Source organism: Labrys wisconsinensis, from assembly GCF_030814995.1.
GTDB lineage: Bacteria > Pseudomonadota > Alphaproteobacteria > Rhizobiales > Labraceae > Labrys > Labrys wisconsinensis.
Genome location: NZ_JAUSVX010000002.1, coordinates 416610 through 429261, shown reverse-complemented (window position 1 = coordinate 429261; position 12652 = coordinate 416610). Strand labels below are relative to the sequence as shown.

Sequence of the window (12652 nt, the reverse complement as noted above, 5' to 3'; positions counted from 1 at the left end):
CCATGCTAGGCGTCCGCCCGAACAGGACGCCCGCCTTGGCCGAAGACATCACCCATCTCCGCACGACGCCCCGCGCCGCCGCGGGCACCCCGGCCGTGCGCCCGGCCGACGCCGCCAGCCTGATCGTCATCGACCGGTCCGGGCGCCAGCCCCGGGTGCTGATGGGCCGGCGTCATGACGGGCACAAGTTCATGCCGGGCTTCATGGTGTTCCCGGGCGGCCGCGCCGAGCCGTCCGATCGTGTCATGCGGGCCTACGGCACCCTGCCGCCCCACACCGAACGCAACGTCATGGCCCGCGCCGGCCGGACAGGCGCCGCCAAGGCCCGGGCCCTGGCCCTCTGCGCCATCCGCGAAACGGCGGAGGAGACCGGGATTCTGTTCGGCGCCGGCGACTGCGGCGCCCCCTCCGCGCCCAGCCCGGCCTGGCGCCCCTTCGCCGAGCACGCGGTCTATCCCTCGCTGGAGGCGCTCTATTTCGTCGCGCGCGCCATCACGCCGCCGTGGCTGCCGCGGCGCTTCGATACGCGATTCTTCGCCGCCGACGCCGCCGGCGTCGCCCACCGGCTCGAGGGCGTGGTCAGCGCCGAGTCCGAGCTGGTCGAGATCGGCTGGTTCACCTTCGCCGAGGCGAGTCGCGGCCATGTCGCCGAGATCACCCAGGTGATCCTCGACGAGGTGGCGACGCGTCTCGAGCAGGGACTCGAGCGCGACCTGCCGGTGCCCTTCTTCTACGAGCGTCGGGGGCGATGGCTGCGGGACGAGATCTGATGCCCGATTCCCCGCAGGACGCCATGACCGCGCAGATGCCGATCCGCCGCCATGCCATGACCATCGGGGCGGCGATCACCTGCATCACCCTGGTCGGCGTGGCGCTGTCCCTGTCCTCGCCGCTGATCTCGCTGGTCATGGCCGGCCGGGGCATCTCCGCCACGGTGATCGGCCTCAACACCGCGTTCGGCAGCTCGGCGACGTTGATGATGGCACCACTGATCCCGCGCGTCGCCAAGGCGATCGGGCTGAGGGCCCTGCTGTTCCTCACCCTCGCCAGCGGCGGCACCATGATGGCGCTGTTCCCCGCCTTCGACTCGCTCGCCGCCTGGTTCGCGCTGCGCTTCGTGTTCGGCGCCTCGGTGGGCACGCTGTTCGTCCTCTCCGAGTACTGGATCGCCGCCACCGCGCCGCCCGCCCGCCGCGGCATGATCATGGGCATCTACGCCACGGCCCTGTCGCTGGGCTTCGCCGCCGGCCCGGCGCTGCTGGCCGCCGCCGGCGGCGCGAGCCAGACCCTGTTCTTCATCGGCGCCTCCTTCTTCGCCGTCGCCGCCCTGCCCATCCTGCTGGCCGGCGACGGCGCGCCGCCGCTCGAGGGCAAGGCGCGGGGCAATGCCTGGACGCTGGTGCTGCTGGCGCCGATCGCCACGCTGGCGAGCTTCCTCTACGGCGCGGTGGAGCAGAGCAGCTTCGCCTTCCTGCCGCTCTACGGCGAGATTATCGGGCTGACGACGGCGCAGGCCGCCCTGCTGCTGACCCTGTTCGGGCTCGGCAACGTCCTGTCGCAGGTGCCGATCGGCATTCTGTCCGACCGCATGGACCGCCGGCTGCTGATCCTGGTCTGCGCCCTCGTCACCCTGGCCGGGGTCCTGGCCCTGCCGTTCGCTGCCGGGACGCCCACGGCGATGATGGCGCTGGTGTTCGTCACCGGCGGCGTGGTCGGCGGCCTCTACACCGTCGGCCTCGCCCATCTCGGGGCGCGCTTCACCGGCTCGGAGCTCGCCACCGCCAACGCCGCCTTCGTCATGCTCTACGCCTTCGGCATGTTCGTCGGGTCGCCGGCCGTCGGCGTCGTCGTCGACGCCGTCCGCCCGCACGGCTTCGCCTATGCCGTCGCCGCTCTGTGCGCCGCCTATTGCGTGCTGGTCGCCATGCGGATGGCGGCGCGGCGCGACTGAACCGGCACGGTCGGATTTTCATCCGCGTCCTGGTTGACTTCGAGCGCGCCGTGAGTAGTGTGCGGCCCACTCGAAGGCTGCGCTCGGGCGCGGCCGCTGTTGCCGTTGGCGATCGCCCGGCGGCGGGACTGCTCCGGAGACCATCATGGCCAAGGCTGCGACGATCAAGATCAAGCTCGTGTCGACCGCCGACACCGGCTATTTCTATGTGACCAAGAAGAACACCCGAACCACCACCGAAAAGCTCGCGATGAAGAAGTACGATCCCGTCGCGCGCAAGCACGTGGAGTTCAAGGAATCGAAGATCAAGTAAGATCGATCGTTCCCAGCACGGAAAAGGGCGCCGCGAGGCGCCCTTTGTCATTGCGGAACCGCCCGAAAAGGTGACCGGCGGAGCGGGACGACAAGGAGGCCACTCGACAGACCCGTCCGCCGGCCGTGCCCCACGAACCCGAGCGATTGCGGCGGACTCGGGTGCGGGGACCGATCTGGCGAGGGGGGGGGGGGACAATGCGCTGCCCCTCGCCGTCGTTGGAACGGTATCTGCAATTTTGTTCAAATGAAACGTATTGCGGCGACCTCAGCCGGACGCGCTGAATTGTTAGTAAACCATTAACATTACTTGGCGATGCGTCCCCAGGCGGGATTTTGCCGACGGGGACACCGGCCGGGTCCGCGAATCTCGGCCAAAGCATTGAGATTCTGCAAGAAATTCCGCGCAGCTCTTCGATGGCGCCCGGCCATTCCGCTCAGGCTGCGTCGGCTGCCACGCGGTTGCGGCCGTCGCGCTTGGCGCGGTAGAGCGCCTGGTCGGCGCGCTTGAGGATGGACTGCACTGTATCCGCCGGCGTGCTGAGACAGGACGCTCCGATCGACACGGTCACGGCGATCGAGCGGGTGCCGCCATGGATCAGGAACGGGTCGCGCTCGATCTTGCGCCGCACCCGCTCGGCCACCACGGTGGCGATCGTCATCTCGGTCTCGGGCATGATGATGACGAATTCCTCGCCGCCGACGCGGCAGGGGAGGTCGATGCCGCGCAGGTTCTTGCGGACGCGATGGGCGAATTCCCGCAACACGTCGTCGCCGGCGTCATGGCCCCAATTGTCGTTGATCGACTTGAACAGGTCGATGTCGAGCACCAGCATCGACATCGGCCGGTCGCGCCGGATCGACTGCTCGACCGCGGCAGCGGCATGGGCCTCGAAATAGCGGCGGTTGTGCAGCCCCGTCAGCGGGTCCGTCATCGCCATCTCGAGGGAGAACTGCACGTTGTTGCGCAGGCGGTCGGCATAGCGCTTGCGCCGGACCTGGGTGCGCACCCGGGCGCTCAGCTCGTTGCGGTCGATCGGCCGCATGAGATAGTCGTTGATGCCGATGTCCAGGCCCCGCAGCACCCTTGCATCGTCTTCCGGCTCGGCCAGGATCAGCATGGGCAATTGGCGCGTGCGGTCGAGCGAGCGGATCTGGCTGCACAGGCGCAGGCCGTCATAGTCCTCGAGCGCCAGGGAGATCACGACGAGGTCGTAATTGCCCTCGGCGGCGCGGAACAGCGCCTCCTGCGGCCTGGTCTCCACGTCGACGCGATTGTGGTCGCGGAGCACCGCGTTCAGGCGCTCGTGGGAGGAGAGCCGGTCGTCGACGATCAGGATATTGGCGTTCTGGCCGGAATCGGGCGAGAAGTCCACGCTCGCGCCCTGCACGGCGAACTCGCGCGAGGCGCTCTCGCGCTTGCGCAATTCGTCGGTCACCATCTTGAGGCGGATCAGCGAGCGCACGCGCGCCAGCAGCGCGATATCGTTGACCGGCTTGGTGAGGAAGTCGTCGGCGCCGGCCTCCAGCCCCCTCACCCGGTCGGCGGGCTGGTCGAGGGCCGTGACCATCACCACCGGAATGTGGGAGGTCGCCGGGTTGGCCTTGAGGCGCCGGCAGGTCTCGAAGCCGTCCATCCCCGGCATCATCACGTCGAGCAGCACGATGTCGCACTGCGCGCGCTCGCAAAGGTCGATGGCGTCGGTGCCGGACGTGGCGGTGGTGACGTCGAAATACTCCGCCGTCAGGCGCGCATCCAGGAGCTTGACGTTTGCGATGATGTCGTCGACGACGAGAACGCGTCCGGTCATGGATTACCGTTCCCCCAGATACGTTCTCACCGTCTCGAGAAACTTCGTCACGGAAATCGGCTTCGACAGATAGGCCTCGCAGCCGCCCTCGCGGATGCGCTCCTCGTCGCCCTTCATGGCGAAGGCGGTGATGGCGATCACGGGAATGCTCCGCAGCTCCTCGTCATCCTTCAGCCAGCGTGTGACCTCGAGGCCGGAAACCTCCGGCAGCTGGATGTCCATCAAGATGAGGTCCGGCCGATGCTGGCGGGCCAGAGCCATCACGTCGATGCCATTGCGGGTCTGCACGGTATTGTATCCGTGCGCCTCCAACAGATCGTGAAAGAGCTTCATATTGAGCTCGTTGTCTTCCACGATCATGACGGTTTTCGCCATCGCCGCTTGTCCTACACAACGCCGGCGGTCGCTACGCCATCCGAGTTCCGTTCCGGGCTCGAAAAAAGCAATAGCACCCACTTCTTACCAAACGGAAAATTTGATGCGCGACATACCGCTTACGCCCCCTGCATCACGCGCCTTCGCAGAGGAGGTCGCCGTCCGCGGACTCGCCTTCCTCGCCGCCGATCCGGAGCGGCTGGAACGGTTCCTGGCGCTCTCCGGCCTTGCCGCCGGGGAGATCCGCGCTGCCGCCACCAGGCCGGACTTCCTGGCCGGCGTGCTGCACCATATCATGGACGACGATCGAATCGCGCAGGCTTTCGCAACCGGGGCCGGTCTCGGTCCGGAGGATCTGGCCCGCGCCGCCCGGGCGCTCGGTGCCGGTGCGTGGGAGCGTGACACGCCCTGACGCGGCAACCACGTGGACAGAGCTCGGCGGAGGTGGGCCGATGGCGGCGATCTGCCGTGACTGCCTGACCGGCGTGGACGAGGGCGAGCGCTGCCCGGCCTGCCGTTCGCCGCGCATCGTCCGGCATGCCGAGCTGGACGGCCTGTCCATCGCCCATGTCGATTGCGACGCGTTCTACGCCGCGGTCGAGAAGCGAGACGATCCCTCGCTGCTCGACAGGCCGGTGATCGTCGGCGGCCGCCGGCGCGGCGTGGTGTCGACGGCCTGCTACATCGCCCGCACCTATGGCGTGCGTTCGGCCATGCCGATGTTCAAGGCCCTCGCCGCCTGCCCGGACGCGGTGGTGATCAAGCCGAACATGGAGAAATATGTCCAGGTCGGCCGGCAGGTGCGCGCCATGATGCTGGCGATGACGCCGCTGGTCGAGCCGCTCTCCATCGACGAGGCCTTCCTCGACCTCACCGGCACCGAACGGCTGCACGGCGGCAGCCCGGCGCGCACGCTGCTGCGCTTCGCCCGCCAGGTCGAGCAGGAGATCGGCATCACCGTGTCGATCGGCCTTTCCGGCAACAAGTTCCTGGCCAAGCTCGCCTCGGACCTGGAGAAGCCGCGCGGCTTCACCGTGCTCTCGCCCGCCGAGGCGAAGGCCTTCCTCGCCCCGCGGCCGGTCTCCTTCATCTGGGGTATCGGCAAGGCCGGGGCCGAGCGCTACGAGCGCGACGGCCTGCGCACCATCGCCGACCTGCAGCGCGCCGGCGAGCGCGAGCTCGTGCGCCGCTACGGCGCGGAGGGCCTGCGCCTGGCGCAGCTGGCGCTCGGCATCGACCGGCGCAAGGTCGATCCGGACGGCGATCGCAAGTCGGTCTCGGCCGAGACCACCTTCGACCACGACCTCGCCGCCGCCGCCGACCTCATGCCGGTGCTGTGGCGGCTGTCGGAGAGGGTCTCGGGCCGGCTGAAGGCGGCCGGCCTCGCCGGCTCGACCGTGACGCTCAAGCTGAAATCGGCGGATTTCCGCCTGCGCACCCGGGCCCGCACGCTGCACGAGCCGACGCGCCTCGCCGCGCGCATCTTCGCAGCCGGGCGCGACCTCCTGCGCAAGGAGACGGACGGCACGCGCTACCGGCTGATCGGCATCGGCGTTTCCGAGCTCACCGACATCGCCGACGGCGACCTCGGCGACCTGGCGGATTCGCAGGTCCGCCGCCAGCTCGCGACCGAGGAAGCCATCGACGCGCTGCGGGCCAGGTTCGGCAAGGATGCGGTGCAGAAGGGCATCGTCTTCCGCACGGACGAGGACTGACGCGTCACGGCGCCGCGCGGAAGACGCCGATGTCGAGCTCGCGACCGCCATTGATGTTGAGGCCGGTGATCCGGCCGGTCAGCGCCACCTTGGCGCCACGGGCGGTGGCCTCGGCCAGGAAGGCGACCTCCTGGCGTTTCTCGACGAAGGCCATGCGGCAGCCCCCGGCGCCGAGGAAGTCGGCCGCGCCGGCGCCGTCGGGCATGGCGAGAGCGGTGCCCACCAGGAACACCAGGCTCGGCTCGCGGAAGCCGGCGCTGGCGAAGGCGGGATCGGCGCAGTCCAGCGTCTTCGCCGCCGCCGCCAGGCGCGGGCTCGGCCAGAGGGTGGGCAGCGCCGGCATGCCGGCCCAGTACACGCCCCAATAGACCAGGACAGCCGCGACGGCGGACAGGGCCAGGCCCTCGGCGGCGCGCCCGCGTCCGAGCAGCAGCCAGGCGAGGACCGCGGCCGCGACGGCGGCGAGGCCGAAGGGCAGGACGGCCCAGGCGATGGCGCCCTCGTAATGGCGGATCAGGATCAGCGCCGCGGCCGGCGCCACCAGGGCCAGGACCGGCACGAGCAGGGCGACGAGCCGCCCCCAGAGCCCCCGCGCCAAGCCGTCCTCGGCGATGGCCGCGCCGATCAGCATGGCGAGGGCGGGATAGAGCGGCAGCACATAGTGCGGCAGCTTGGTCGGCACCGCCTCGAACAGCAGCCAGCTGGGGACGAGCCAGCTCAGGAGGAACAGCACCTGCGGCTCGCGGCGATGGCGCCAGACCCAGGGCGCCGCCAGGGCCGCCAGGGGAGCGGCCGGCCAGAACGTCGCCCAGACCAGCGCGAGATAGAGGCCGGGCGGCGCCCCGTGCGACTCCTGGCCGCCGGCGACCTTGGCCATCATGTCGTTGCCGACCGACTGCTGCAGGAACCTGCCGCCGGTCTCGACCATGATCGCGACGAACCAGGGCGAGACCAGCACCAGCGTCCAGGCGAGCCCGGCGAGCCAGCGCAGGTCCTTGAGCCAGCGCCAGTCGCGCGTCGTCGCCACGATGCCGGCGATGGTCAGGCCGATCACCATCGGGCCGATCGGCCCCTTGATCAGGATGGAGGCGGCCATCGCCGTCCAGAACACCGCCGCCGTCGCCAGCGGCGTGCCGCCGCCCGGCCCGCCGCGCCGGCCGGCCATGTAGACCCGCGCCAGCGCGCCCGCCATGGCGAGCACCGTCGCCAGCAGCGTGGCATCGGTCTTGGCGAGGCGCGCCTCGACGCCGAGCATGATGGAGGCGGCCATGGCCAGGCCCGCCAGCAGCGCCGCCCGGCGCCCGACCAACGGCAGGGCCGTCCACCAGGTCAGCAGCACCGCCGCGAAGGCGGCCAGCAGCGAGGGCACGCGGTAGAGGGCGATGGTGGTGCGCGCCTCGGGCACGCCGAGCGCCTCGCCGACGGCCACCGCCCCGGCCTGCAGCCAGTAGATCCCGACCGGCTTCTTCAGGCGCGCTTCGTCCTGGAAGCGGATGCTGACGAAGTCGCCGGTCTCCAGCATCTGCTTGGAGGCTTGCGCAAAGCGCGGCTCGTCGCGGTCCATCGGCGGCATGGTCGCAAAGCCGGGCGCGAAAGCCAGGGCCGCCAGCAACAGCAGGACGAAGGCCGACAGCCGATTCGATGTGGCGATGCGGGCGAAGGCGCGGCCGAACCAGCCCGAGTCCGGGCCGGATGCCGCGATCCCGACCGTCTCTCCGGACGTGGTCACCGCGACGGCGTCGGCTTCGGCCGCGGCTCCTGCTCCTGGATCATGACCTCGGTCGCGGCGATCGCGCCCTCCAGGTCCGATATCCGGCGCAAGGCGCTGTCGCTCGGCAGGATGCCGCCCTCGGCGGCCTGGGCCAGCAGCTTGTGCTGGGCCTCCACGAGACGCTCCCGGAGAGCGATCAATTTATCGTGCAAGTCGTCTCATCTCCCCCATTCGATCGGCCCTGCCCCGGCCCCACCCATTGCGATGCCCCCGGAGCGGGAGCGAAACCCCGCATCCAGAATGTCATGGACGGATACGGAACGAAAGCCGCGCATGGCCGCGGTCAACACTGCATTGCACGCCACGCCCGCCGCCTGATGCCGCGACGGCGACCCCGGCAGGGCTCGAACCTGCGACCTAGCGCTTAGAAGGCGCTCGCTCTATCCAGCTGAGCTACGGGGCCTTGGCCGGGTGGATCGGATCGCGCCCGATCCACGGAACAGGAGACGGAGGCAATGCCGACGCCGCCGACGCGGGGGATTCAGTGGGTCCACTGCCCGATGCGCGACGCCTTGAAGTTGTCGGAATAGGACAGGACCTTCGGGGTCTCCTCCTTCGGCTCGAACACGCGGTAGGCGATGCCGCTGCGCGTGGCGAAGGCGACCGCTTCCTCCTTCGTGTCGAACCAGAGCTTCACCTGCTGCTTCATGTCGCCGGAGCTGGTCCAGCCCATCAGCGGCTCGACGGAACGGGCCTGCTCCGGGTCGAACTCCAGCAGCCAGCGATTCGTCTTCGCCGAGCCGGATTGCATTGCCGTGCGGGCGGGCTTGTAGATCTTCGCACTCATGGTCAGCCGTCCGAATCCTCACGTCCCGCTCGCTGCTAGTCGGGGCAGCAGGATTCGAACCTGCGACCTGCAGTACCCAAAACTGCCGCGCTACCAGGCTGCGCCATACCCCGCCACGTCGAGACAATCTGTCTAGTACGGGCAGAGCGCTCCGAGAGCAAGGGCTCACGCCACGACCGCGCGGGAATGTGGCCGATGCGTTCCACCTGCCTCACGGCGGACCGAACATCGCCTGCTCGACCTTGTCGCCCGGCTCGATGTCGAGGCGCTTGGCCGTGCCGGCCAGCACCTCGAGCACCGCCAGCACCGGCGCCCCGGACGGGATGCTCTGGGTCGACAACGGCTCGGCGTTCGCCTCGACCCGATGCACGCGCCCGTCCGCCTTGATGAAGATCATGTCGAGCGGCACATAGGTGTTCTGCATCCAGAACGAGGTCTCCTGCTCGGTCTTGAACTGGAACAGCATGCCGCGATCGCTCGCCAGGCTGCGGCGGAACATCATGCCGCGGGCATGCTCCTCGTCCGTGCGCATCACCTCGACCTGGAAGTCGTGCCGGCCGGTCTTGGTGACGATGGTCAGCGGCTCGAAGACACCGTCCTCGGCCTGGGCCCGATCGAGAGCGCCGAGGCTCAGAAAGAACATGAGCAACGCCGCGCAAAGCCTTGCACCAGCGCGCATTCCCCGTGCCGGGGTCAATGGGATTGCGGGCCGGTCGGGCCGTCCGCAAGCCGCAGCTCCGCCGCCATCAGCCCCTTCGGCCCGTTGCCGAAGCGCACGAGCAGGATCTGCCCGGGCTTGAGGTCCATGATGCCGAAGCGACGCAGCGTCTCCATGTGCACGAAGATGTCGGGCGTGCCGTCGCCGCGCGACACGAAGCCGAAGCCGCGCAGGCGGTTGAACCACTTCACGGTGGTGCGCTCGAAGCCGCCCGAGGGCGTCACCTGGACATGGGTGCGGGCCGGCGGCAGCTGCGCCGGATGGATCGCCGTCGATTCGTCCATCGACAGGATGCGGAAGACCTGCAGGCCCTTCGGCCGCTCCACCGCCTCGACCACCACGCGCGCACCCTCGAAGGCGGCCTGATAGCCGTCGCGCCTGAGGACGCTGACATGGAGCAGGATGTCATGGCCGCCATTGTCGGGGACGATGAAGCCGTACCCCTTGGCGACGTCGAACCACTTGATCGCGCCAGCGATCTCGACCAGCCCGACCGGGCGGTCCTCGATGTGATCGCCGGCTTCCCGGCCGAGTCCGAACCTCGCCTCGAAATCGTTCGTACCCATCAACGCCATCCACTCAACGCTCGTGCCAGCGCGCCACGCGAATCTCTACCTCTACGATAACATCCCCGCGCCGGGCAGGAAGCATCATTTCACGCCATCGAACACTCGCAGGATGCAAATTCGGTAACAAAACCTCAAGCGTATTCAAGAAATTTTACAAATCGGCGCGATCATTCAAAATTGAACCGATTTCTCCACGAAGCACGATATCTGCGGCCTCGTCGCAGGGGGTCGGCTCGCGGTTGATGATCACCAGCCAGGCGCCGCTGTCCCGGGCGATCAGCGGCAGGCCGGCGGCCGGATGCACCACGAGCGAGGAGCCGATGGCGACGAAGACGTCGCAGCGGCGCGCCAGCTCGCCTGCCCGCCGCATCGCCTCCTGCGGCATGGCCTGGCCGAAAGAGATGGTGGCGGTCTTGAGCAGCCCGCCGCAGGCCTGACAATCCGGCGCCTCGCCATGCGCCTCGAACAGCGGCCGGATCCAGGAAAGCTCGTGGCGGCGCCCGCAGCTGAGGCAGGTGGCGTAGGTGGTGTTGCCGTGGACCTCGACGACACTTTCGGTCGCCACGCCCGAATCCTGGTGCAGGTTGTCGATGTTCTGGGTGATGACGGCCGGGCTCAAGCCGCTGGCGACCCAGCGCGCGATGGTGCGGTGGCCCGGCCCCGGCCTGGCGGCGTTGAAGGCCGTGTCCATGGCGAAGCGCCGCTGCCAGGCCTCGCGTCGGGCCTCGGCGCTGGCGAGGAAGGCGTCGAAGGGGATGGGCTTGTTGCGCGTCCACAGCCCGCCCGGGGAACGGAAATCGGGGATGCCGGAGTCGGTGGAGATGCCGGCGCCGGTGAAGGGCACGACCGTGTCGGACGCGTCCAGGAGGGCCGCGAAGGCGGCCAGACCCTGCTTGAGATCGTCGTCGAAAACCATATTGTCACGCCCGGCGCCGGCGTGGGCGGGCCGGACGCCGTCCGCGGCCCTCCCCCGGCGGCGCGACCGGCATCGTGCCCATCGTCAAGAGGCCCATCGACATGAAATATCTCCATACCATGGTGCGCGTGCGCGATCTCGACGCCTCGCTGAACTTCTACGTCAACATCTTCGGCCTGGTCGAGGTCCGCCGCTTCGACAACGAGAAGGGACGCTACACCCTGGTCTTCCTCTGCGCGCCGGAAGATGTCGAGTCCTTCCGCGCGGGCAAGGCCCCGGCGCTCGAGCTCACCTACAACTGGGACACCGAGGACTATGGCTCGGCCCGCAATTTCGGCCACCTCGCCTATGAGGTCGACGACATCTACGCCACCTGCGACCAGCTGATGAAGGCCGGCGTCACCATCAACCGCCCGCCGCGCGACGGCCACATGGCCTTCGTGCGCTCGCCCGACCTGGTCTCCATCGAGATCCTGCAGAAGGGCGAGGCCAAGGCCCCGGCCGAGCCCTGGCTGTCCATGGCCAACACCGGCGTGTGGTAGGACGGACCGGTCCGTACGCCCGTTTGCGACAGGGCGGACCGATCCATCCACAGGCCGGCAGAACTCTCGGCGGCGGCGGCACAATCCGCTTGCCGCCCCGTCCGCGGCCCTCTATATGTCCGCGCCGCCGCGCTCTTCGTCTATCGGTCAGGACGCCACCCTTTCACGGTGGAGAGAGGGGTTCGATTCCCCTAGAGCGCGCCACGCCCTCCCGGCATGGTCACCCCCGCATCTTCGCACCTCACCGAGCGGCCCCCGCTTCCGGGGGATAGACCGTGTAGGCTCCCGCCGGCAGATCCTGCACCGGGCAGTTGCCGAGCTCGTAGATGAAGTCGAGCCCGGGCTCGGTGTCGAGATAGAAGTGGAAGTCGGCGAAGAACTGGCCGGTCTGCGTCACCTCGATCCCCTGCTCGCGATAGCCCGCCAGCACGGGCGCGAAATCCTTCTCCTCGATCTTCTCCTTGACGTGATGCAGGCCTTCGCCCTTCTCCTGGATGAAGCGCTCGTAGATCGTCGGCCCGTACACCGGCTGGATCAGCTCCAGCTCGGTCTCGCCCATCCAGGAGATGGCGATCAGGAACTTGAACGGCTCGGTCACCACCTTACCGCCGACCTTCAGGTTCTTCACCGTCTCGTCGGTGAAGGCGAACACCTTCCAGGGCCCGACCTTCAGCGTTTCCACCCAGGTCTTCAGGCTTCGCTCCAGGTCGCGTGTGACCCAGGCGATCTGGTAGATTCGGCGCCCGGCATTGAGGGCGCGCAGCTCCTCGTTCGTCATCGTCTCTCCTCCCTGCTCGCAGCGGCCGGCTCACTTGTCGTAGGCGCTGAGCATGGTGAAGAACCTGAGCTCGGCGTCCCGGGTCAGGAACTCCTTGTGCCGCCCGAACCATTCGCGCTGGTAGGGCAGCTGCAGATGCACGTCGAGATCGGCGCGCGTGGTCCAGTTCTCGTAGAAATAGAAGACGTTGGGATCCTCGTCGCTGACGTGGAAGTGGTAGTCGATGCAGCCGGGCTCGGCGCGGGAGCGGTCGACGAAGCTCGACAGGAGCTTGACGAGCTCGTCCCGCTTTTCCGGCCGGGCATGGAGCGTGGCGGTGAGGGTGCAGCGCGGCGTGGCCATGGCGATGTCCTTGTCTGACGTCAGGGAATAAGCTGCCCGGCCCGGCCGCGGGCGGCGGCCGGACG

16 protein-coding genes and 3 tRNA genes are annotated in these 12652 nt (G+C 68.7%); 7 read left to right on the top strand and 12 right to left on the bottom strand.

Going from position 1 to position 12652, the window contains the following annotated elements; genetic code table 11:
- Window positions 1-35 precede the first annotated feature (35 nt).
- From QO011_RS08460 to rpmG, 3 genes are all read left to right on the top strand, one after another.
- Window positions 36-770 (top strand): NUDIX hydrolase, encoded by a 735-nt coding sequence (locus tag QO011_RS08460; RefSeq protein WP_307270248.1) that lies wholly within the window; start codon window positions 36-38, stop codon window positions 768-770.
- Entirely contained in the window at window positions 770-1951 is a 1182-nt protein-coding gene (locus QO011_RS08455) for an MFS transporter (RefSeq protein ID WP_307270245.1), read from the top strand. Before QO011_RS08460 ends, QO011_RS08455 begins: the two co-directional genes overlap by 1 nt.
- A gap of 145 nt (window positions 1952-2096) precedes the next feature.
- Window positions 2097-2264: a 50S ribosomal protein L33 gene (gene rpmG, locus QO011_RS08450; protein ID WP_307270242.1), complete on the top strand. Its 168-nt coding sequence runs from the start codon at window positions 2097-2099 to the stop codon at window positions 2262-2264.
- A 436-nt stretch (window positions 2265-2700) separates the two neighbouring features.
- Here rpmG and QO011_RS08445 read toward each other — a convergent pair whose 3' ends face one another.
- Together QO011_RS08445 and QO011_RS08440 are read right to left on the bottom strand one after the other, a co-directional pair.
- Window positions 2701-4074, bottom strand: a complete 1374-nt coding sequence (locus QO011_RS08445) for a PleD family two-component system response regulator (RefSeq protein WP_307270240.1) — start codon at window positions 4072-4074, stop codon at window positions 2701-2703.
- A 3-nt stretch (window positions 4075-4077) separates the two neighbouring features.
- Window positions 4078-4449: a response regulator gene (locus tag QO011_RS08440; RefSeq protein ID WP_307270238.1), complete on the bottom strand. Its 372-nt coding sequence runs from the start codon at window positions 4447-4449 to the stop codon at window positions 4078-4080.
- Window positions 4450-4552: 103 nt separating this feature from the next.
- On the opposite strand from QO011_RS08440, the gene QO011_RS08435 reads away from it, so the two are divergent.
- On the top strand, window positions 4553-4861 hold the full coding sequence (locus QO011_RS08435) for a DUF3572 family protein (protein WP_307270235.1): 309 nt from the start codon (window positions 4553-4555) through the stop codon (window positions 4859-4861).
- Window positions 4862-4901: 40 nt separating this feature from the next.
- Window positions 4902-6164 carry a DNA polymerase IV gene (locus QO011_RS08430; RefSeq protein WP_307270233.1) on the top strand — a complete coding sequence of 421 codons (1263 nt, stop codon included), beginning with the start codon at window positions 4902-4904 and terminating at the stop codon, window positions 6162-6164.
- Window positions 6165-6168: 4 nt separating this feature from the next.
- On the opposite strand, the gene QO011_RS08425 is transcribed toward QO011_RS08430, so the two are convergent.
- The 8 genes from QO011_RS08425 to QO011_RS08390 all read right to left on the bottom strand — a co-directional run bounded on the left by QO011_RS08425 (window position 6169) and on the right by QO011_RS08390 (window position 10925).
- Entirely contained in the window at window positions 6169-7893 is a 1725-nt protein-coding gene (locus QO011_RS08425) for an ArnT family glycosyltransferase (protein WP_307270230.1), read from the bottom strand.
- Window positions 7890-8051 (bottom strand): hypothetical protein, encoded by a 162-nt coding sequence (locus QO011_RS08420; RefSeq protein WP_307270227.1) that lies wholly within the window; start codon window positions 8049-8051, stop codon window positions 7890-7892. Before QO011_RS08420 ends, QO011_RS08425 begins: the two co-directional genes overlap by 4 nt.
- Before the next feature lie 213 nt (window positions 8052-8264).
- Window positions 8265-8338 (bottom strand) — tRNA-Arg (locus tag QO011_RS08415).
- A gap of 78 nt (window positions 8339-8416) precedes the next feature.
- Window positions 8417-8722 carry an ETC complex I subunit gene (locus QO011_RS08410; protein ID WP_307270222.1) on the bottom strand — a complete coding sequence of 102 codons (306 nt, stop codon included), beginning with the start codon at window positions 8720-8722 and terminating at the stop codon, window positions 8417-8419.
- 39 nt (window positions 8723-8761) lie between these two features.
- Window positions 8762-8835, bottom strand: a tRNA-Pro gene (locus tag QO011_RS08405).
- 98 nt (window positions 8836-8933) lie between these two features.
- Window positions 8934-9365: a DUF192 domain-containing protein gene (locus QO011_RS08400; RefSeq protein WP_307270219.1), complete on the bottom strand. Its 432-nt coding sequence runs from the start codon at window positions 9363-9365 to the stop codon at window positions 8934-8936.
- Between the two features lie 50 nt (window positions 9366-9415).
- Window positions 9416-10015, bottom strand: coding sequence for a cold-shock protein (locus QO011_RS08395; protein WP_370881922.1), 600 nt, complete (start codon window positions 10013-10015; stop codon window positions 9416-9418).
- A gap of 145 nt (window positions 10016-10160) precedes the next feature.
- Window positions 10161-10925 (bottom strand): SIR2 family NAD-dependent protein deacylase, encoded by a 765-nt coding sequence (locus QO011_RS08390; protein WP_307270214.1) that lies wholly within the window; start codon window positions 10923-10925, stop codon window positions 10161-10163.
- A gap of 101 nt (window positions 10926-11026) precedes the next feature.
- On the opposite strand from QO011_RS08390, the gene QO011_RS08385 reads away from it, so the two are divergent.
- Together QO011_RS08385 and QO011_RS08380 are read left to right on the top strand one after the other, a co-directional pair.
- The gene (locus tag QO011_RS08385; RefSeq protein ID WP_307270211.1) at window positions 11027-11467 is read left to right on the top strand and encodes a VOC family protein; all 441 of its coding nucleotides are present in this window, start codon (window positions 11027-11029) and stop codon (window positions 11465-11467) included.
- Window positions 11468-11596: 129 nt separating this feature from the next.
- A tRNA-Glu gene (locus QO011_RS08380) sits at window positions 11597-11671 on the top strand.
- A 37-nt stretch (window positions 11672-11708) separates the two neighbouring features.
- On the opposite strand, the gene QO011_RS08375 is transcribed toward QO011_RS08380, so the two are convergent.
- On the bottom strand, window positions 11709-12245 hold the full coding sequence (locus QO011_RS08375) for a VOC family protein (RefSeq protein WP_307270209.1): 537 nt from the start codon (window positions 12243-12245) through the stop codon (window positions 11709-11711).
- Between the two features lie 30 nt (window positions 12246-12275).
- Entirely contained in the window at window positions 12276-12587 is a 312-nt protein-coding gene (locus tag QO011_RS08370; protein WP_307270206.1) for a putative quinol monooxygenase, read from the bottom strand.
- Window positions 12588-12652: the final 65 nt, after the last annotated feature.

Excerpts from the sequence above, each read along its gene's own strand:
- QO011_RS08440 (WP_307270238.1), bottom strand. The coding sequence starts at position 4,449 with ATGGCGAAAACCGTCATGATCGTGGAAGACAACGAGCTCAATATGAAG.
- QO011_RS08375 (WP_307270209.1), bottom strand. The coding sequence starts at position 12,245 with ATGACGAACGAGGAGCTGCGCGCCCTCAATGCCGGGCGCCGAATCTAC.
- QO011_RS08370 (WP_307270206.1), bottom strand. The coding sequence starts at position 12,587 with ATGGCCACGCCGCGCTGCACCCTCACCGCCACGCTCCATGCCCGGCCG.
- QO011_RS08400 (WP_307270219.1), bottom strand. The coding sequence starts at position 9,365 with ATGTTCTTTCTGAGCCTCGGCGCTCTCGATCGGGCCCAGGCCGAGGAC.
- QO011_RS08435 (WP_307270235.1), top strand. The coding sequence starts at position 4,553 with ATGCGCGACATACCGCTTACGCCCCCTGCATCACGCGCCTTCGCAGAG.
- QO011_RS08445 (WP_307270240.1), bottom strand. The coding sequence starts at position 4,074 with ATGACCGGACGCGTTCTCGTCGTCGACGACATCATCGCAAACGTCAAG.
- QO011_RS08395 (WP_370881922.1), bottom strand. The coding sequence starts at position 10,015 with ATGGCGTTGATGGGTACGAACGATTTCGAGGCGAGGTTCGGACTCGGC.
- QO011_RS08430 (WP_307270233.1), top strand. The coding sequence starts at position 4,902 with ATGGCGGCGATCTGCCGTGACTGCCTGACCGGCGTGGACGAGGGCGAG.
- rpmG (WP_307270242.1), top strand. The coding sequence starts at position 2,097 with ATGGCCAAGGCTGCGACGATCAAGATCAAGCTCGTGTCGACCGCCGAC.
- QO011_RS08410 (WP_307270222.1), bottom strand. The coding sequence starts at position 8,722 with ATGAGTGCGAAGATCTACAAGCCCGCCCGCACGGCAATGCAATCCGGC.
- QO011_RS08455 (WP_307270245.1), top strand. The coding sequence starts at position 770 with ATGCCCGATTCCCCGCAGGACGCCATGACCGCGCAGATGCCGATCCGC.
- QO011_RS08385 (WP_307270211.1), top strand. The coding sequence starts at position 11,027 with ATGAAATATCTCCATACCATGGTGCGCGTGCGCGATCTCGACGCCTCG.
- QO011_RS08390 (WP_307270214.1), bottom strand. The coding sequence starts at position 10,925 with ATGGTTTTCGACGACGATCTCAAGCAGGGTCTGGCCGCCTTCGCGGCC.